At 70.9% G+C, this 17,810-nt stretch carries 18 protein-coding genes; 10 read left to right on the top strand and 8 right to left on the bottom strand.

All coding sequences use genetic code 11. The features are described 5' to 3' along the window. The first annotated feature begins 44 nt into the window (after positions 1-44). Positions 45-698 (top strand): phosphate signaling complex protein PhoU, encoded by a 654-nt coding sequence (gene phoU, locus ACZ4TW_RS14460; RefSeq protein WP_465543546.1) that lies wholly within the window; start codon positions 45-47, stop codon positions 696-698. A 110-nt stretch (positions 699-808) separates the two neighbouring features. On the opposite strand, the gene ACZ4TW_RS14455 is transcribed toward phoU, so the two are convergent. Then, on the bottom strand, positions 809-1,555 hold the full coding sequence (locus tag ACZ4TW_RS14455; protein ID WP_465543544.1) for a phosphoglyceromutase: 747 nt from the start codon (positions 1,553-1,555) through the stop codon (positions 809-811). 56 nt (positions 1,556-1,611) lie between these two features. Between ACZ4TW_RS14455 and ACZ4TW_RS14450 the strand changes: the two genes are divergently transcribed. After that, positions 1,612-2,424 (top strand): class I SAM-dependent methyltransferase, encoded by an 813-nt coding sequence (locus tag ACZ4TW_RS14450; protein WP_465543542.1) that lies wholly within the window; start codon positions 1,612-1,614, stop codon positions 2,422-2,424. A gap of 8 nt (positions 2,425-2,432) precedes the next feature. On the opposite strand, the gene ACZ4TW_RS14445 is transcribed toward ACZ4TW_RS14450, so the two are convergent. From ACZ4TW_RS14445 to ACZ4TW_RS14430, 4 genes are all read right to left on the bottom strand, one after another. Further along, entirely contained in the window at positions 2,433-3,512 is a 1,080-nt protein-coding gene (locus ACZ4TW_RS14445) for an FUSC family protein (protein WP_465543540.1), read from the bottom strand. After that, positions 3,509-4,654, bottom strand: coding sequence for a CAF17-like 4Fe-4S cluster assembly/insertion protein YgfZ (gene ygfZ, locus ACZ4TW_RS14440; RefSeq protein WP_465543538.1), 1,146 nt, complete (start codon positions 4,652-4,654; stop codon positions 3,509-3,511). The genes ACZ4TW_RS14445 and ygfZ overlap by 4 nt, the downstream gene beginning before the upstream one ends. Further along, on the bottom strand, positions 4,654-5,262 hold the full coding sequence (locus tag ACZ4TW_RS14435; RefSeq protein ID WP_465543536.1) for a nitrobindin family protein: 609 nt from the start codon (positions 5,260-5,262) through the stop codon (positions 4,654-4,656). Before ACZ4TW_RS14435 ends, ygfZ begins: the two co-directional genes overlap by 1 nt. A gap of 140 nt (positions 5,263-5,402) precedes the next feature. Beyond that, on the bottom strand, positions 5,403-5,723 hold the full coding sequence (locus ACZ4TW_RS14430) for a hypothetical protein (protein ID WP_465543534.1): 321 nt from the start codon (positions 5,721-5,723) through the stop codon (positions 5,403-5,405). Between the two features lie 91 nt (positions 5,724-5,814). On the opposite strand from ACZ4TW_RS14430, the gene ACZ4TW_RS14425 reads away from it, so the two are divergent. The 8 genes from ACZ4TW_RS14425 (at position 5,815) to pstB (ending at position 15,153) form a co-directional block, all read left to right on the top strand. After that, on the top strand, positions 5,815-6,504 hold the full coding sequence (locus ACZ4TW_RS14425) for a response regulator transcription factor (RefSeq protein ID WP_465543706.1): 690 nt from the start codon (positions 5,815-5,817) through the stop codon (positions 6,502-6,504). 45 nt (positions 6,505-6,549) lie between these two features. Then, the gene (locus ACZ4TW_RS14420) at positions 6,550-8,730 is read left to right on the top strand and encodes an RNA degradosome polyphosphate kinase (protein WP_465543532.1); all 2,181 of its coding nucleotides are present in this window, start codon (positions 6,550-6,552) and stop codon (positions 8,728-8,730) included. Then, positions 8,727-9,671, top strand: a complete 945-nt coding sequence (locus ACZ4TW_RS14415; protein ID WP_465543530.1) for an NUDIX hydrolase — start codon at positions 8,727-8,729, stop codon at positions 9,669-9,671. The genes ACZ4TW_RS14420 and ACZ4TW_RS14415 overlap by 4 nt, the downstream gene beginning before the upstream one ends. 169 nt (positions 9,672-9,840) lie before the next feature. Next, positions 9,841-10,929 (top strand): phosphate ABC transporter substrate-binding protein PstS, encoded by a 1,089-nt coding sequence (locus ACZ4TW_RS14410; RefSeq protein ID WP_465543528.1) that lies wholly within the window; start codon positions 9,841-9,843, stop codon positions 10,927-10,929. A 187-nt stretch (positions 10,930-11,116) separates the two neighbouring features. Continuing rightward, on the top strand, positions 11,117-12,214 hold the full coding sequence (locus tag ACZ4TW_RS14405; RefSeq protein ID WP_465543526.1) for a phosphate ABC transporter substrate-binding protein PstS: 1,098 nt from the start codon (positions 11,117-11,119) through the stop codon (positions 12,212-12,214). A gap of 88 nt (positions 12,215-12,302) precedes the next feature. Next, the gene (gene pstC, locus ACZ4TW_RS14400) at positions 12,303-13,241 is read left to right on the top strand and encodes a phosphate ABC transporter permease subunit PstC (RefSeq protein WP_465543524.1); all 939 of its coding nucleotides are present in this window, start codon (positions 12,303-12,305) and stop codon (positions 13,239-13,241) included. Beyond that, complete coding sequence (gene pstA / locus ACZ4TW_RS14395; protein WP_465543522.1) at positions 13,241-14,344, top strand: phosphate ABC transporter permease PstA; 1,104 nt, start codon at positions 13,241-13,243, stop codon at positions 14,342-14,344. Before pstC ends, pstA begins: the two co-directional genes overlap by 1 nt. A 29-nt stretch (positions 14,345-14,373) precedes the next feature. After that, entirely contained in the window at positions 14,374-15,153 is a 780-nt protein-coding gene (pstB, locus tag ACZ4TW_RS14390; protein ID WP_465543520.1) for a phosphate ABC transporter ATP-binding protein PstB, read from the top strand. A gap of 79 nt (positions 15,154-15,232) precedes the next feature. Here the strand turns inward: pstB and ACZ4TW_RS14385 are convergent, their stop codons facing one another. The 3 genes from ACZ4TW_RS14385 to ACZ4TW_RS14375 form a co-directional block, all read right to left on the bottom strand. Continuing rightward, positions 15,233-16,120, bottom strand: a complete 888-nt coding sequence (locus tag ACZ4TW_RS14385) for an aminodeoxychorismate lyase (protein WP_465543518.1) — start codon at positions 16,118-16,120, stop codon at positions 15,233-15,235. A 211-nt stretch (positions 16,121-16,331) separates the two neighbouring features. Continuing rightward, on the bottom strand, positions 16,332-16,970 hold the full coding sequence (locus tag ACZ4TW_RS14380; RefSeq protein WP_465543516.1) for a DNA-directed RNA polymerase subunit beta: 639 nt from the start codon (positions 16,968-16,970) through the stop codon (positions 16,332-16,334). A 100-nt stretch (positions 16,971-17,070) separates the two neighbouring features. Next, positions 17,071-17,283: a hypothetical protein gene (locus ACZ4TW_RS14375; RefSeq protein ID WP_465543514.1), complete on the bottom strand. Its 213-nt coding sequence runs from the start codon at positions 17,281-17,283 to the stop codon at positions 17,071-17,073. Positions 17,284-17,810: the final 527 nt, after the last annotated feature.

Genomic DNA, 17,810 nt, shown 5'->3' with positions numbered 1-17,810 from the left:
CCGCGTGCCCGACGCGGGGCCGGAGACCGAAGGGGTCGGATTTCATGCGTGAGGTGTTCCAGCAGGAACTGCGCGAGGTGCAGGACGGGCTCGTCGAGATCGCGTCGCTCGTCGCGGAGGCGATCGAGAAGGCGACCCGCGCGTTCAACGAGTCGAACGTGAGCCTCGCCGAGGAGGTCATCGCCGACGACCACCTGATCGACCAGCGCGCCCAGGCGCTCGACGAGCTCGCGATCACGATCCTCGCGCGGCAGCAGCCGGTCGCGCGCGACCTCCGCATCGTCGTCAGCGCGCTGCGGGTCTCGGCGTCGCTCGAGCGCATGGGCGACATGGCGACCCACGTCGCGCAGCTCGCCCGCTACCGCTTCCCCGACAAGGTCGTGCCGAAGTCGCTCCGTCCGACGTTCGCGCAGATGGGCGAGCTCGACGTCGAGATCGCGCGCAAGCTCGTCGACCTGCTGCGCAGCGAGGATGTCAACCTCGCCGAGGAGATCCGCAACGAGGATGACAAGGTCGACGCGCTGCACCTCTCGGTCTTCGACAAGGTGCTCGGCGAGACCTGGAAGGGCGAGGCCGTCGACACGGTCGACGCGACCCTGGCCAGCCGCTACCACGAGCGCTTCGCCGATCACGCGGTCTCGATCGCGAAGAAGGTCCAGTATCTCGCGACCGGCGACTGGGTGCCCGAGACGGTCTGAGGGTCGAGGAGGGCGCGCGGCGCCCGTCTCGGAACCCGGCCGACGCCGACGCGACCGAGGGCCGAGCGGATGCGACATCCGCTCGGCCCTCGTCGTGTGCCGGAATGCGGCTACTTCTTGCCCTGCGCCGCGACCGCGGCGGCACCGGCCGCCGCCGCCTCGGGGTCGAGGTACTCGCCCGGCTTGGTCGGCATGAAGTCGTCGCCGAGCTCGTAGACGAGCGGGATGCCGGTCGGGATGTTCAGCTCGGCGATGTCGGCGTCGCTGATGCCGTCGAGGTGCTTGACGAGCGCGCGCAGCGAGTTGCCGTGCGCGGTGACGAGCACGGTCTTGCCGGTCTTCAGGTCGGGGATGATGTCGGTCTCCCAGTACGGCAGCATGCGCGCGATGACATCCTTCAGGCACTCGGTACGCGGCATCTCGCCGTCGGTGAGGTTCGCATAGCGCGGGTCGCCGACCTGCGACCACTCGCTGTCGTCGTCGATGGGCGGCGGCGGGGTGTCGAACGAGCGGCGCCAGAGCATGAACTGCTCCTGGCCGTATTTCTCGAGCGTCTCGGCCTTGTCGAGCCCCTGGAGGGCGCCGTAGTGGCGCTCGTTGAGGCGCCACGAGCGCCGCACGTCGATCCAGAGCCGGTCGGCCTCCTCGAGGGCGATGTCGGCGGTCTGGATGGCACGCGTGAGCACCGAGGTGTGCAGCACGTCGGGCAGCACGCCCTTCTCGACGAGCAGCTCGCCCGCGCGCTTCGCCTCGGCGCGCCCGAGGTCGCTGAGTCGCACGTCGACCCAGCCGGTGAACAGGTTCTTCTGGTTCCAGTCGCTCTGGCCGTGGCGCAGCAGCACGAGGGTGTAGACCATGCGCCCCAGCCTAGCGGCGCGGCATCCGCCCACCCGTCCCCTGCCAGACTTGGGGCATGCCCGTCGGATCGATCACGCGCGGGACGACGAACACGAACCGGCTGCGTCGTGTCGATCGGTGGATCGCCGACCAGCCCGGGTTCCGGTCGGCGGCCGACCCGCTCGTCGTCGACCTCGGCTACGGCGCGAGCGGGGTGACGGCGTTCGAGCTGGCCGACCGCCTGCGGCGTGCACGGCGCGATGTGCGCGTGCTCGGGCTCGAGATCGATCCGGCCCGCGTGCGCACCGCCGAGGCGCAGCTCGCCGAGGTGCGCGCGGGTGCCACGCCGTTCGACGCCGACCTGCCGGTCGCGTTCGGCCTCGGCGGCTTCGAGGTGCCCGTGCCGGGCGGCGGATCGCCCGCGGTGATCCGCGCGTTCAACGTGCTGCGCCAGTACGACGAGGCCGACGTCGCCGGCGCGTGGTCGCGCATGTCGGCGCGGCTCGCGCCGGGCGGGCTGCTCGTCGAGGGCACGTGCGACGAGCTCGGGCGCATCGCCGCGTGGGTCGGCCTTGCGGATGGCGCCCCGCAGACGTTCACGATCAGCCTGCGCCTGCGCGGGCTCGAGGCCCCCTCGGTCGTGGCCGAGCGGCTGCCGAAGGCGCTGATCCACCGGAACGTGCCCGGCGAGCGGGTGCACGAGCTGCTCGGCGCGGTGGATCGGGCGTGGCGACTCCACGCACCGCTGTCGGTGTACGGGCCGTCCCAGCGGTGGATCTCGGCCGCACGCAGGCTGCGCGACGAGGGGTGGCCGGTCCGCGGCGGCGTGCGGCGGTGGCGGCTCGGCGAGCTCACCGTGGACTGGACGGCGGTCGCACCGGGGCGATGACGGCCGGGTCAGTCGCCGGGCAGCAGGGCCCGCGCGTCGTCGAGCTCGACGCCCGTCGCCGTCAGCAGGTCGACGAGGTAGGGCCGGAGCGCGCCGAGCGTGCGGCGGTCGCCGGCCGGACCGTCGGGCAGGATGGCCGCGGGCTCGAGGTGCCGGGCGATCTCGGTGAATCCCGCACGTGCGACGGGCTGCTGGGCGACGTCGCGCAGCGAGTCCTCGAGCACCTGGACGACGGCGGCCGTGCGCGCGGCGACGTCGGCGATCTCGGGCCGCGGCCGCCCGTCGCGGAGGATCCACTCGACGCGGCGCGCCACGATCCGCAGGTTGCGCGTCGCGAGGTCGAGGCCCGCGAGCATGGCGTGCTGGCGCTCGAGGTCGAAGCGCGCTCGGCGCACGAGCGGCGAGACCCGCGCGATCGCGAGCCCCGAGTCGACGCTCGCGGTCCACGCCTCGACCGCCGGCTGGGTGGACCGCGCGCGGGAGAGGGCGCGCCCCGCGCCATCCGCTCGCCCCGATCGGAGCGCGTCGGCGAGTTCGAGCAGCACCGCGACGTGCTCGGCGAGGAGCCTCCGCCCGTCGCGCAGCGCGGTGCGGCGCGGGTCGCGCGGGATGACCGCCGTCGCGAGGAGTGCGAACGCCCCGCCCACGAGTCCGTCGATGGTCCGGACGAACGGACCGCCCTCGGGCGCGGGCACGAGCATCACGAGCGAGCACTGCACCGCCGCCGCGATCGCGAACGCCGCGTTCGGCGAGAGGAAGCGCGCGACGGCGAGGGTGAGCGCGAGCGCGACCGCATACGACGCCAGGCCCGCGCCCACCGTGAGCAGCAGCACCTCGGCGAGCGCGATGCCGAGGGTCATCGCGATCGCCGTCTCGAGCACCCGCACGGGGCGGGCGTCGCGCACGAAGCCGAGCGCCGTGATCGCGACGATCGCCGAGATGAGCGGCTGCTCGTGGCCCAGCACGTACCGCGAGAACGCGTACGCGGCCACCGCGGTGACCGTGATCTGCAGGATCGCGGGCACCGAATCCCGCACCCGGCGCAGGCCCGCGGCGATCCGCGTCGGCTGCCCGGGCGCCGTCGTCACGGACGGACGCCGAGCCTCGGCAGCCGGGGCACCTCGACCGCCGCCCCCGCGTCGGCGGGGACGATCTCGACCTGTGCGGCCGCGACGTCGATGCCGTGGCTCTCGACGATGAGCTCGAGCTCGGTCGGCACGGCACGCTTGACGACCGCGAGCGCGATCGGTCCGAGTTCGTGGTGGATGGCCGCGCTGGTCACGTGGCCGACCACGCGGCGCTCGGGCTCCTCGCCCTCGGCCGGTTCGGGCCGGATCTTCAGCCCGACCACCTCGTCGCCGGGCCTGGGCAGGACCGTGTCGCTGCCGTCGAGGTGCAGCATCACCAGGCGGCGCGGCGGGCGGCCGAGGTTCACGACCTTCGCGACGGTCTCCTGGCCCCGATAGCAGCCCTTGTGCAGGTCGACCGCGCTGCGGAGCCAGTCGAGCTCGTGGGGCAGCGTCTTCTCGTCGACCTCGGTCGCGAAACGCGGCCGCCAGGCCGCGATCCGGAGCGCCTCGAGCGCGAGCGAGCCCGCGGCCTCCGCGGCACCGGAGCGGACGGCGCCGGCGAGCCCCGCGAGCGCATCGCGAGGCACCACGACCTCGACGTAGCGCCACATCGCACCCGGGTGGTTCGGGTCGCGGGAGTACCGGTGCCCGTTCGGCAGGTCGAGCCGCCACGGGTCGGTCCAGCGGATGGCGCCTGCCGGCAGTTCGAGCGGGAACCCGTCGCCCTCGGGCATCGCGGCCACCACCGCGTGGTCGGCGGTCGCGTCGGCGACCTCGACGCGGAGCATGAACCGCATGCGGTCGAGCCAGGACGCGAGCGCGGGCGCCTCGCCGCCCTCGACGACCAGCCAGGTGTGCTCGCCGTCGTCGACGGCGTGCACCGAGTGCTCGACGTGTCCGGACGCGTCGAGGAAGAGCGCCTCCGCGCTCTCGCCCGGCGCGAGCTGATCGAGCCGCTGGCTGGCCATCGAGTTCAGCCAGGAGAGGCGATCGGGCCCGGTGACGGTGACGACGCCGCGATGGGAGAGGTCGACGACGGCGCGGCCCTGCTCGAGCCTGCGCTGTTCGACCATCGGGTTGCCGTAGTGCCCGGCGACTCCCGCATCGAGCCCCTCGGCGGGCACGGCGCCGGGCAGCGAGAGGAACGGCGACCCCGTCATCAGTCGACCTTGGCGAGTCGGGCGGACGCGTGCGTCCGCAGGTCCTGGCCGAGCGCCGCGATGTCCCACGCCCAGAGCAGGTGGTTCTCGACGAGCCCGTAGAGCCGGGTCGCGGCGGCGTACTCCTTCGCGCCGGCCGCCCTCATGACGGCGTCGGTCACGAGGTCGATCCGCGGGCCCTTCACCTGCCCGAGGTAGAGCTCGCTGACGCCGCCGGGGTGCACCACCCCGACCTCGAGGTCGAATCCGCCGGCCTCGTTGCGCAGCGTCTCGACGGCCTCGGCGTCGGGGAAGCGCGTCGTGCCGACGGCCGGAAGCAGCCCGGGGCCCGGGTCGCCCGCGCCGAGCGGACGCGCGAGCCGCCAGTAGCCCGTCTCGGCCGCGAGCGGCGAGGGCTCGTCGTCGGGGTCGGCCGGGAACAGCCACGTGGACGACGTGTAGTTGAGGTATGGCAGCCCGTCGTGGCTGAAGCTCACGCGCTGACCGAACTCGTGCGTGATCGAGTCGTCGCCGACCTTGTAGTCGATCACGCCGGACCCCTCCCAGACCCCGATGAGCCAGGAGAGCGGAACGAGCTCCGCGGGGAGGTCGACCGGCAGTTCGATCACGGGCTAGCGCTGCCCCTTGAAGAGCTTGAAGACGACGACGCCGCTGATGTAGGCGATCGCGAGGCTCGCAAGACCGAGCAGGCCGATGAAGAACAGTTCGAGCGCGAGCAGCGAGGACATGCAGCGAGTCTACCCGCTGCTCAGGCGACGACCGGCAGCAGCGCGAGCGCCCCGACGGCGATCACGATGGCGGCCCCGGAGATCGACGCGCTCACGCGACCGACGAAGCCGTGGGGACGCCGCGACGCCAGCTGCAGGGCCAGTGCGGCGAGCACGGATGCCGCGAACACCATGCCGAGCGCCGCGAGCGCGGCGTACCGGCCCGAGTCGCCCAACCAGTCGTGACGACCCCCGTAGGCTGCGGCCACGACGACGATCGAGCCGACCGCGGCGATGAGCCAGACCGCGGGGATCGCCCAGCGCCCGAACCCCGTGGCGCGCTCCTCCGCATCCGCCTGCATGCGCCCTTCCCCCTCCTCCGTGACACGCCCGCCGTAGCACGCCGTTCATCGTCCCGTAGTATTGACCGCACCTTACTACTGGAGGGTGCTCGTGGCGCAGCTGCTGATCCTGACGCCGGCAGCCAACGATGACGTTCTCCCGGCCCTGTCTCTCCTGACGCATCGCGTGCGCGTGATCCCCGCGTCACCCGACCAGCTGGTGCGCGCGCCCGAGGCCGACCTCGTGTTCCTCGACGCGCGCACGAACCTGGCCGGGGCGAAGGCCCTCGCGCAGATCCTGCGCACGACCGGGCTGTCGGTCCCGCTGCTGCTGGTGGTGACCGAGGGCGGCCTGACCGCCGTCACCCCCGACTGGGGCGTCGACGACGTCGTGCTCGAGCACGCGGGCCCGGCCGAGATCGACGCGCGCATCCGGCTTGCGATCGGACGGGCGCAGGCGACGCAGCCCGCCGAGCGCATCCAGACCTCCGGCGTCGTGATCGACGAGGCCAGCTACTCGGCGAAGGTGCACGGCAAGGCGCTCGACCTCACCTACAAGGAGTTCGAGCTGCTCCGCTTCCTCGCGGCGCACCCGTCGCGCGTGTTCACGCGCGAGCAGCTGCTGAGCGAGGTGTGGGGCTACGACTACTTCGGCGGTACGCGCACGGTCGACGTGCACGTCCGTCGGCTCCGCGCCAAGCTCGGCGACCTCGACAGCCTCATCGGCACCGTGCGCAACGTCGGCTACCGCTTCAACGTCCACGACGAGGACGACCGCGACGTGAACGTCACCGCTCGGTGACATCCGCTTCACCCCCGCGTCGCGGGCCGGTGGCATGATGTGGGGATGACGGCCGAGACCACGCTCGACGAAGACCGCACCGCGAGCGACTTCGACGACGACTTCGAACCGCTCGACATCGACGGCGCGCCCGAACTGCTCAGCGAACGCTACCTCGATCGCGAGCTCAGCTGGCTCGCGTTCAACCAGCGCGTGCTCGAGCTCGCCGAGGATCCCCGGCTGCCGGTGCTCGAACGCGCGAACTTCCTCGCGATCTTCGCCTCGAACCTCGACGAGTTCTTCATGGTCCGCGTCGCCGGCCTCAAGCGCCGCATCAACACCGGGCTCGCCGTGCCGACGAACATCGGCCGGACCCCCCACGAGGTGCTCGCCGACATCTCGCGGAAGGCGCACGAGCTGCAGCTGCGGCACGCGGCCGCCTACCAGGAGCTGGTCAAGCCCGCGCTCTCCGATGCCGGCATCCACGTCATCTCGTGGGACGACCTCGACGAGTCCGAACGCGAGCACCTGCACGAGTTCTTCAGCGCACAGATCTTCCCGGTGCTCATGCCGCTCGCGGTCGATCCGGCCCACCCGTTCCCGTACATCTCCGGGCTCTCCCTCAACCTCTCGGTGCGCGTGCGCAACAGCCGCACCGGCCGGCAGGAGTTCGCCCGCGTGAAGGTGCCCCAGATGCTGCACCGGTTCGTGCGGGTCGACCTCTCCGAGTCGGTGGAGGATGCGCGGTACATCGCGCTCGAGGAGCTGATCGCCAACCACCTGGGCGACCTGTTCCCGGGCATGGAGATCCTCGACCACCACGTCTTCCGCGTCACGCGCAACGAGGATGTCGAGATCGAGGAGGACGAGACCGAGAACCTGATCAAGGCGCTCGAGAAGGAGCTGCTGCGACGGCGCTTCGGCCCGCCCATCCGCCTCGAGATCTCCGACGACATGGACGAGGTCACGCTCGGCCTGCTCGTGCGCGAGCTCGACGTGACCGAGCAGGAGGTCTACCGCCTCCCGGCGCCGCTCGACCTCGGCGGGCTCTTCGACCTCGCCCGGATCGATCGCCCAGACCTGCACTACCCCACGCACGTGCCCACCACGAACGCGCAGCTGATGCCGTCCGAGCCCAACCGCCAGGCCGACGTCTTCGCCGCCGTCTCGCGGAAGGACGTGCTGCTGCACCACCCCTACGAGTCGTTCGCGACGAGCGTCCAGGCCTTCCTCGAGCAGGCCGCCGCCGACCCCGACGTGCTGGCCATCAAGCAGACCCTGTACCGCACCTCGGGCGACAGCCCGATCGTCGAGGCCCTGATCGACGCGGCCGAGGCCGGCAAGCAGGTGCTGGCGCTCGTCGAGATCAAGGCGCGCTTCGACGAGGCCGCCAACATCACGTGGGCGCGCAAGCTCGAGAAGGCCGGCGTGCACGTCGTCTACGGCCTCGTCGGGCTGAAGACGCACTGCAAGCTGGCGCTCGTCATCCGGCAGGAGAAGTCCGGGCTCCGGCACTACAGCCACATCGGCACGGGCAACTACAACCCCAAGACCAGCCGCATCTACGAGGACCTGGGGCTCCTCACCGCCGACGACCAGGTCGGCAAGGACCTGACCCGGCTGTTCAACGAGCTCTCGGGCTACGCCATCGAGAAGAAGTTCAAGCGCCTGCTCGTCGCGCCGCTGCACCTGCGCAAGGGCCTGCTCAAGCTCATCGCCCAGGAGACCCGCAACGCCGAGGCCGGGCGCCCCAGCGGCATCCGCATCAAGGTCAACTCCATGGTCGACGAGGCCATCATCGACGGCCTCTACCGCGCCTCGAACGCGGGCGTTCCCGTGGAAGTCTGGGTCCGCGGCATCTGCAGCCTGCGGCCCGGCATTCCCGGGCTGAGCGAGAACATCTCGGTGCGCTCCATCCTCGGCCGCTACCTCGAGCACTCGCGCGTGTTCTCGTTCCACAACGACGGCGACCCGGTCGTCTACATCGGCTCGGCCGACATGATGCACCGCAACCTCGACCGCCGCGTCGAGGCGCTCGTGCGGCTCGTCGACCCCGACCACGTCGCCGAGATCGGCGCGCTGTTCGACGAGGCCATGAGCGCGCACACGAGCTCGTGGCACCTCGACGGCGACGGCGTCTGGACGAGGCATTCGACCGACGACGCGGGCCGTCCGCTCGACGACCTGCAGCAACTGCGCATCCAGCGCACCGCCCACCGCAGCACGCGAACGGCGAAGCGCCGATGAGCCAGGTCGCGACCGCCGTGTATGCGGCCGGCGCGGTCTGCTGGCGCGTCATCGACGGCCGCGTGCACGTGCTCGTCGTGCACCGCACCGTCTACGGCGACGTCACCATCCCGAAGGGCAAGGTCGACCCCGGCGAGACGCTGCCCGAGACCGCCGTGCGGGAGATCGCCGAGGAGACCGGGCTGCGCGTCGCGCTCGGCGTGCCGCTCGGGGTCTCGCGCTACGCCATGCCGAGCGGGCGCGAGAAGATCGTGCACTACTGGGCCGCCCACGTCACCGACCGGGCCGTGCACCGGTCGACGTTCCGGCCCAACGCCGAGATCGCGGCGCTCGAGTGGGTCACCCTCAAGCGCGCCCGCGGCTACCTCAGCTACGAGCCCGATCGCGAGATCCTCGACAACTTCGCAGCGCTCGTGGAGCAGGGCGTCACCGGCACGTTCGGCGTCATCGTGCTGCGGCACGGCAAGGCGCAGCCCCGCGGCGCGTGGAAGGGCACCGATGCGACGCGCCCGCTCACGGAGCGCGGCGTGCGACAGGCGGCGGCGCTCGTGGGCATGCTGCAGGCCTGGGCGCCCAGGAAGCTGGTCTCCAGCCCCGCCGTGCGGTGCCTCACGACCGTCGCGCCGCTCGCCGCGGCATCCGGCCTGCCCGTCCGGCGCGATGACGGCATCAGCCAGGACGCCTGGGAGGCGGGCAATGACGAGGTGCGGCGTGTGATCGGCAAGCGGGTGCGCGTCGGCAAGACGGCGGTCGTCTGCAGCCATGGGCCGGTGCTGCCCGAGATCATGCGCGAGATCGCGCTCGCGACGGGCACGCCGCTCGGCTCGTACGTGTCGGATGCCGCGGAGCTCGAGGTCGGCGGGTTCAGCGTCGTGCACCTCTCGGCGTCCAACCCCTCGTCGGGCATCATCGCGATCGAGACCCACGAACCGCGCGTCTGAGTCCTCTTCGAGTCCGGATGCAGGTGATGCGCAGGTTCTCCACACGACCGCGACGTGAGATGTTCACCTCCCGTTCACCCGGCTCGGTTTCGCTGTTCACGCGAGGGCCGATCGGCATCGTCCGCTTCTCAGGGCTCCCGCGCCATGTCCCACGTCCCGAAGGGTCCCCGTGAATCGCACGCGCCTGCTCGCGTCCGCCGTGCTCGCCGCGGCCACCGCACTCGTCCTGTCATCCTGCGCGGTCAACGAGATGGGGCTCGACGACTCGGGTTCGACGCTCGAGGGCTACGTGGTCGGCGCGGGTTCGTCGGCGCAGGGCGCCGCCCAACAGGCGTGGGTGGCCGGGTTCCAGACGGAGCACGGCGGCGTCACCGTCGACTACGACCCGTCCGGGTCCGGCGCCGGCCGGGACACGTTCATGGAGGGAGCGAGCGATTTCGCCGGCTCCGACCGCGCGTACACCCTCGATGAGCTCGAGGACGGACGGTTCAGCCGATGCGCGGACGGCTCGACGGTCATCGAGCTGCCGCTGTACATCTCGCCGATCGCCGTCGTCTTCCGCCTCGACGGCATCGACACCCTGAACCTCGACGCGGCCGCCATCGCGGGCATCTTCGCCGGTGAGATCATCGACTGGGACGACCCGGCGATCGCCGCGACGAATCCCGGCGTGGCACTGCCCGACCTGCCCATCACGGCGGTGCATCGCTCCGACGACTCGGGGACCACCGAGAACTTCACCGAGTACCTGCACGCCACGGCGCCCGATGTGTGGCAATGGGAGGCCGACGGAGTGTGGCCGTTCGCGGGCGGCGAGGCGGCCCAGGGGAATTCGGGCGTCGTCGACACGGTGGGCAACGGCGTGGGAACCATCGGCTACGCCGACGCCTCGCGCGTCGGAGACCTCGGCACCGTGGCCGTGCGCGTCGGCGAGGAGTTCGTCTCGTTCTCCCCGGACGCGGCCGCGGCGATCGTCGACGCCTCCCCGCTCGAGGAGGGCCGCGCCGAGGGCGACCTCGCCATCGCGATCGATCGCACCTCCCAGCAGGCCGGTGTGTATCCGATCGTCCTCGTCAGCTACCTCATCGCGTGCGAGGAGTACGCGTCGCCTGAGAACGTCGAGGTCGTCCGCGAGTACCTGAGCTACATCGCCAGCGAGGAGGGGCAGCGCGCCGCGGCCGAGGGTGCCGGGTCGGCTCCCATCTCCGACGCGCTGCGCGAGCGGGCGATGCAGGCGATCGACTCCATCCACGGGTAGGGCAGGCCGGCACCGGCCCGGTCGCCGCGCCTCCCGGCGGACTCACAGCACCGGCATCCCACGCGGTCACATCCAGTTCACCTCTCGTTCACCCTCGTGGGGGACGCTCGTCACGCACGCTGATTAGCGTCGCAGGCGGGTCGGCACCGGCCCGAACCCCTGCAATCGAACCCCGGAAGGGAATCACGTGAACCTCAAGCGTTTCGGCGCCCCCGTCGTCATCGCCATGACCGCGGCGCTCGCGCTCAGCTCCTGCGCCGCGAACGAAGGAAGCGCGTCCGAGAACGGCGACGCCGGCACGGAGTCGACGCTCTCCGGCAACCTGGTCGGCGCGGGTTCGTCGGCGATGGACGCGGCCCAGCAGGCCTGGATCGCGGAGTTCCAGACCGCCAACCCCGACGTGACCATCGACTACGACCCCTCGGGCTCCGGCGCCGGTCGCGACACGTTCCTCGAGGGTGCGAGCGGCTACGCGGGCTCCGACCGCGCATTCAACGACGAGGAGATCGCCGCCGGCGGCTTCGCCGCCTGCGCGCCCGACTCGACGATCATCCAGCTTCCGCTCTACATCTCGCCCATCGCGGTGATCTTCAACCTCGAGGGCATCGACTCGCTGAACCTCGACCCGGCCACGATCGCCGGCATCTTCGCCGGAACGATCACCAATTGGAACGACCCGGCCATCGCCGCCACGAACGAGGGCGTCGAGCTGCCCGACCAGGCGATCACCCCGGTCCACCGCTCCGACGACTCGGGCACCACCGAGAACTTCACCGACTACCTCGCCCAGGCTGCCCCCGAGGTGTGGACGTACGAGGCCGACGGCGTCTGGCCGTTCGAGGGCGGCGAGGCCGCGCAGGGCACCTCCGGCGTCGTCGACGCCGTGACCAACGGCACCGGCACGATCGGCTACGCCGACGCGTCGCGTGCCGGCGATCTCGGCACCGTCGCGGTGCAGGTCGGCGACGAGTTCCTCGAGTACTCGCCCGAGGCCGCCGCCGCCATCGTCGACGTCTCGCCGTTCGTCGAGGGCCGACCCGACGGCGACCTCTCGCTCGAGCTCGACCGCACGCCGGACGAGGCCGCCTACCCGGTCGTGCTCGTGGCGTACTCGATCGCCTGCCAGCAGTACGAGGACTCCGAGACCGCGGAGCTCGTGAAGGCGTACTTCTCGTACATCGCCAGCGAAGAGGGCCAGGACGTCGCTGCCGAGAACGCCGGCTCCGCCCCGATCTCCGACACCCTGCGCGAGCAGGCCGTCGCGGCGATCGATTCCATCCAGTAGGAAGGACCGTGCCCGGCCCCGTCGCTTCCACCGGAATGCGGGGCCGGGCACAGCCCTGTTCCACCAGCAGATCAGAGGAACCCGCCAGATGAGCACCGCAACCGCCCCGATCCGGGCGAAACAGCGACCCGGCGATCGCGTCTTCTCGCGCTCCGCGGTCTTCGCCGGCTCGATGATCCTCGTCACGCTCGCCGCCGTGGCGACGTTCCTCATCGTCCAGAGCATCCCGGCACTCTTCGCCTCGAGCGAGGAAGCCTCGATCCTCGACACCAGCTTCTGGCCGTACGTGGGCCCGCTGGTGTTCGGCACCATCTGGGCCGCGGCGCTCGCGCTGCTGATCGCCCTGCCGATCTCGATCGGGATCGCCCTGTTCATCTCGCACTACGCGCCGCGGCGGCTCGCATCGGTCCTCGGGTACATCGTCGACCTCCTCGCCGCGGTGCCCTCGGTGGTCTTCGGCCTGTGGGGCATCGGCGTCCTGGCGCCGGCCGTGCAGCCGCTCTACTCCTGGCTGGTCGAGAACCTGGGCTGGTTCCCGCTGTTCTCCGGTCCCGTCTCGGGCACCGGCCGCACCATCCTGACCGCGGCGATCGTGCTCGCGGTGATGATCATCCCGATCATCACCGCGATCTCCCGCGAGGTCTTCCTGCAGACTCCCGTCCTGCACGAGGAGGCGGCACTCGCCCTCGGCGCGACGCGTTGGGAGATGATCCGGATGGCGGTGCTCCCGTTCGGCCGCCCCGGCATCATCTCCGCCGCCGTCCTGGGCCTGGGCCGCGCCCTCGGTGAGACCATGGCGGTCGCCATGGTGCTCTCCGCAACCGGAGCCGTGACGTTCCAGCTGCTCACCTCGGTCAACCCGTCCACCATCGCCGCGAACATCGCGCTGAGCTTCCCCGAGGCGTACGGCCTCAACGTGAACGTGCTGATCGCCACCGGCCTCATCCTGTTCATCGTCACCTTCGCGGTGAACGCGATCGCCCGCTGGATCGTCGCCCGCCGCGCAGAGTTCTCGGGAGCCAACTGATGACCACGACCATCACCCCGCCCGAGAGGCAGTCGCCCGTCGCTGCCGCGCCCCTGAGCAATTCGCTCACCGCCGGCAAGCTGCCCAACGGCGCCCCCTGGATGGTCCTCGGAGCGAGCCTGCTCGTCGCGGCCGGCCTCTTCGGCGTCCTCGCGTTCGCGGGCGCGGAGTTCAACTGGGTGGGCATGCTCGTCGTCGCGGCCCTCGTCTACATCGTGACGATCACCTTGCTCTCGCGCATCGTCGAGGGTCCGCGCAAGGCGACCGATCGGTTCGTGACGGCGCTCGTCACCGGCGCCTTCCTCCTCGCGATGATCCCGCTGGTCTCTCTGTCCATCACGGTGGTCACCTTCGGCCTCGCCCGCTTCGACGCCGAGTTCTTCACCTACTCCATGCGCAGCGTCACCGGTGAGGGCGGCGGCGCGCTGCACGCGATCGTCGGCACGCTCCTCATGACGGGCACGGCCGCGCTCATCTCGATCCCGATCGGCCTGATGACCTCGATCTACCTGGTCGAGTACGGCCGCGGCCGGCTGGCGCGGGGCATCACGTTCCTCGTCGACGTGATGACCGGAATCCCGTCGATCGTCGCGGGCCTGTTCGCGTACGCACTGTTCGCGATCTTCTGGGGTCCCGGCACCCGCACCGGCATCGCCGGCGCCGTCGCGCTCGCGGTGCTCATGATCCCGGTCGTCGTGCGCTCGAGCGAGGAAATGCTGCGGCTCGTGCCGAACGAGCTTCGCGAGGCGGCCTACGCACTCGGCGTGCCGAAGTGGCTCACGATCGTGAAGGTCGTGCTCCCGACGTCGATCGCGGGCATCACGACGGGCATCATGCTGTCGATCGCCCGCGTCATCGGCGAGACCGCCCCCCTGCTCATCGCGGCCGGATTCACGAACAGCATGAACTACGACATGACCGAGGGCCGCATGCAGTCGCTGCCGGTGTTCGTCTACACGCAGTATGCGAACCAGGGCACGCCACCCGAGGCGTATCTCGACCGCGCATGGGCGGCCGCCCTCACCCTCATCCTCATCGTCATGGCGCTGAACCTGATCGCCCGCCTCGTCGCGCGGTTCTTCGCCCCCAAGTACGGTCGCTGACCCCCAGACACCCCAGTAAGGAAAACGACGTGTCCAAGCGCATCGAGGTCCGTGACCTCAACGTCTACTACTCCAAGTTCCTCGCGGTCGAGGGCGTGTCGCTCGAGATCGAGCCCCGCACCGTCACCGCGTTCATCGGCCCGTCGGGCTGCGGCAAGTCGACGTTCCTCCGGACCCTCAACCGCATGCACGAGGTCATTCCCGGCGCCCGCGTCGAGGGCGAGGTGCTGATCGACGGCAACAACCTCTACGACCCGCAGGTCGACCCGGTGCTCGTCCGGCGGCAGGTCGGCATGGTCTTCCAGCGTCCGAACCCGTTCCCCACGATGTCGATCAAGGAGAACGTCCTCGCGGGCGTGAAGCTCAACAACTCGCGCATCTCGAAGTCCGACGCCGACGACCTCGTCGAGAAGTCGCTCCAGGGCGCCAACCTCTGGAACGAGGTCAAGGACCGCCTCGACCGCCCGGGCTCCGGGCTCTCGGGCGGCCAGCAGCAGCGCCTCTGCATCGCCCGCGCGATCGCGGTCTCGCCCGAGGTCATCCTCATGGACGAGCCCTGCTCGGCCCTCGACCCCATCTCGACGCTCGCGATCGAGGACCTCATCGAGGAGCTCAAGCAGGAGTACACGATCGTGATCGTGACCCACAACATGCAGCAGGCCTCGCGCGTGTCCGACAAGACGGCGTTCTTCAACATCGCCGGCACCGGCAAGCCCGGCAAGCTCATCGAGTACGACGACACCACCACGATCTTCTCGAACCCGTCGCAGAAGTCGACCGAGGACTACGTCTCGGGCCGCTTCGGCTGATCGGTCCACGCCGAGTGCGGCCACGGCCCGGTTCCCCGCTCGGGGGCTGGGCCGTCACCGTCCCCGCCGAGACTGCCCGTCAGTCGCGGGGACTCAGCAGGTACGCGTTGAGCGCGGCCGTCGCGTGGTGGTCGACGGGCATCGGCGCGCCGTCGAGCTGGGCGATGGGCGCCGCCATCCGCACGCTGGAGACCAGCCACGCGGCATCCGCCGACCGGAGGTCATCGACGGTGAGGTCGCGGTACTCGGCCGTCGTCCCGCGTTCCGCGAGGTGGGCGAAGATGCTGCGCTGGGTCGTCCCGTGCAGGATGCCGGCCGCCGGCGGCGGCGTGAGCACCTCGTCGCCCCGGCGGACGATCAGGCTCGAAGTGGGACCCTCGAGGACGTACCCGTCGGATGACACGTACACTGCATCGTCGGCGCCGCGGCGCTTCGCCTCGCGGAGCGCGGCCATGTTCCCCGCGTAGCTCAGGGTCTTCGCGCCGAGCAGCAGCCACGGCGCTCTCTCGCCCGCGCCACGCGCCACGCCGCGATCGAGGGTGACCACGCTGATGCCGCGCTCGCGCGCCGCGGTGAAATCGGCCCCGGGCGTGACGTGCACCCATCCGGTCGGCTTCGGGCCGGGGTCGATGCCGCGGCTCAGCGCGAGCTTGAGCGCGAACTCGCCCGCGGAGGGGGCGCGCTCGGCAGCCCTCGCGATCACGAGCCGCCACTGGTCGAGATTCGGCTCGGGAAGCTCGCACAGGCGCGCGGAGTTCACCAGGCGCCCGAGGTGCGGCTCGACCTCCTGCACGTGCCCGTCGATCAGGGCCAGCGTCTCGAACACGCCGTCGCCCCGGTGCGGTGCGAAGTCGTTCACCGCGATCGCCCCGGAACCCGGCTCGATCTCACGGAACGACGCCTCGAGGAACTCGGGCGTCGCGTCGAGCGGCAGTGGATCGACGAGGAACGACACGGTGTCGGGCATGCTCCGATGCTACGCCCGTGCCGCCGTCGCAGGTCGCGGGCATGGGAATGGCCGGTCGCAGAACGCCTCTCGGCGCGAGGCCGCTCGAAGCGGCGAATATTGGAGCCCGGGGTTACTGCGACCGGCCACGACAAGTGTAAACGAGGTGCTTCGGAGACCTATTCCCGGGCCACAGTCGGCGTGCGCCCCGGGCGTGTCGGCCTCGGCCGGATCAGTCCAGGCTCTCGTGCCGCCACAGCCGGGCGCAGGCCGCCAGTTCCTCGGCGAGCGAGTGCAGGCGCAGCGCCCGGCGGGTGAGGATCCCCGGACGGTCGGGATGCGCGGCGTCCGCGGCATCCGCGTCGTCGGCCAGGCTTGCCAACCCCGTGGACGCGACCCGGCAGAAGGCGGCCGCCCGCTCGAGCGCTGCGGCGAAGTCACCCGAGAACACGCCGCGGAGGATCACGTCGGCGAGCTCCCGCACCTCGGCGGGTCCGGCCGGCACGGGGGCGCCCGCGACGACCTGGTCGATCGTGTGCGACACCTCGCTGCCGCGCTGGAACGCGAGGCTCACGCCCGCCGCATCGTGCCGGATCATCGTGCGCAGCAGGTACAACCGCCACAGCGCGCCCGGCAGGCTCTTCGCCGACGCCTTCGACCACAGCTCGGCGATCGCGTCGATCCCGTGCTCGTCGGTGTACGACACCAACCGCGCGACGATCTCGGGATCGGGGTCGGCGCGCACGCGCGAGAGCACGGCCGCAGCGGTGTCATGCGCCACGCGGCTCACCTGCGCCGGGTCATCGGCGCCCAGGTACCCCTCGAACATCGTCGGGGGGAACCGCGTCGGTCGGTGGAAGTCTGCGCTCATCGCGGGCCACGATACCCCGCAACCCAGGCATCCGCGCCGGGTTCCGCGGTCGGCGGAATCGCTGTACTGCTGAACCCGGGCGGCGCGCGACGTACCGCGGTCAGTCGGCCGCCCGGACACGAGACGCGATGTTCGACCGCCAGTTCGGCCCCATCCGCTCGTAGGTGATGATCGCGTGGCAGTTCCGACAGCGAACGTCGCATTCCGCGATCTCCGCGCTCACCCGCTGCCATGAGTAGGCCGCCTTCGCGAGCTTCATCACCTCGGCGACCTTCTCGGCACCGTCACGATGGTCGAAATCGAGCACGCGCACGTCGCCCTCACCCAATCGACGCACGGGTGATCGAGCAGGTACTGGCCGATCCGCTGAAGGTGTGCCGCGCGGGTCTTGGCGACCTGAGCCGCGACCGCCTTGCGATGCTTCTCGAGGTTGTCGGCGTAGTAGCGTCGCGCCCTGGCGGCATTGCACTCGCGGCAGACGGACTGCAGGCCGTCGACGGATCTCGCTCGAACGTTGAACTCGGAATAGTCGAGCGAGCGCCGGCATGTCGAGCACGTCTTCACGGTCCTCCTCCCTCTACCGAAGCCAGCCTATGAGGTGCCGCGGACATGGGACGGAGTGAGCTGCGGTCGGGCCGAGAGCCGAAGCAGGATGCTGGTAGGCGCCGGAGCCGGGCTGTTATGGTGGTCACGCCCCTATAGCTCAGTTGGTTAGAGCAACGGACTTCAACAGAACATTGGAGCGCCAGCGCCGAAATGCGTTGGATGACCGCCGCTATATGCTGGAACACCCTGAGAGCCCGAGGTACTCGCCCGTGGGCAGTGACAATCCGAGGGATT

The organism is Agromyces sp. NPDC029043 (assembly GCF_055564615.1).
This window is presented reverse-complemented; position numbering and strand designations above follow the sequence as displayed.

Bases quoted from the DNA above. Each gene is read 5' to 3' on its own strand.
- phoU (WP_465543546.1), top strand. From the start codon at position 45: ATGCGTGAGGTGTTCCAGCAGGAACTGCGCGAGGTGCAGGACGGGCTC.
- ACZ4TW_RS14455 (WP_465543544.1), bottom strand. From the start codon at position 1,555: ATGGTCTACACCCTCGTGCTGCTGCGCCACGGCCAGAGCGACTGGAAC.
- ACZ4TW_RS14450 (WP_465543542.1), top strand. From the start codon at position 1,612: ATGCCCGTCGGATCGATCACGCGCGGGACGACGAACACGAACCGGCTG.
- ygfZ (WP_465543538.1), bottom strand. From the start codon at position 4,654: ATGACGGGGTCGCCGTTCCTCTCGCTGCCCGGCGCCGTGCCCGCCGAG.
- ACZ4TW_RS14430 (WP_465543534.1), bottom strand. From the start codon at position 5,723: ATGCAGGCGGATGCGGAGGAGCGCGCCACGGGGTTCGGGCGCTGGGCG.
- ACZ4TW_RS14420 (WP_465543532.1), top strand. From the start codon at position 6,550: ATGACGGCCGAGACCACGCTCGACGAAGACCGCACCGCGAGCGACTTC.
- ACZ4TW_RS14415 (WP_465543530.1), top strand. From the start codon at position 8,727: ATGAGCCAGGTCGCGACCGCCGTGTATGCGGCCGGCGCGGTCTGCTGG.
- pstC (WP_465543524.1), top strand. From the start codon at position 12,303: ATGAGCACCGCAACCGCCCCGATCCGGGCGAAACAGCGACCCGGCGAT.
- pstA (WP_465543522.1), top strand. From the start codon at position 13,241: ATGACCACGACCATCACCCCGCCCGAGAGGCAGTCGCCCGTCGCTGCC.
- ACZ4TW_RS14385 (WP_465543518.1), bottom strand. From the start codon at position 16,120: ATGCCCGACACCGTGTCGTTCCTCGTCGATCCACTGCCGCTCGACGCG.
- ACZ4TW_RS14380 (WP_465543516.1), bottom strand. From the start codon at position 16,970: ATGAGCGCAGACTTCCACCGACCGACGCGGTTCCCCCCGACGATGTTC.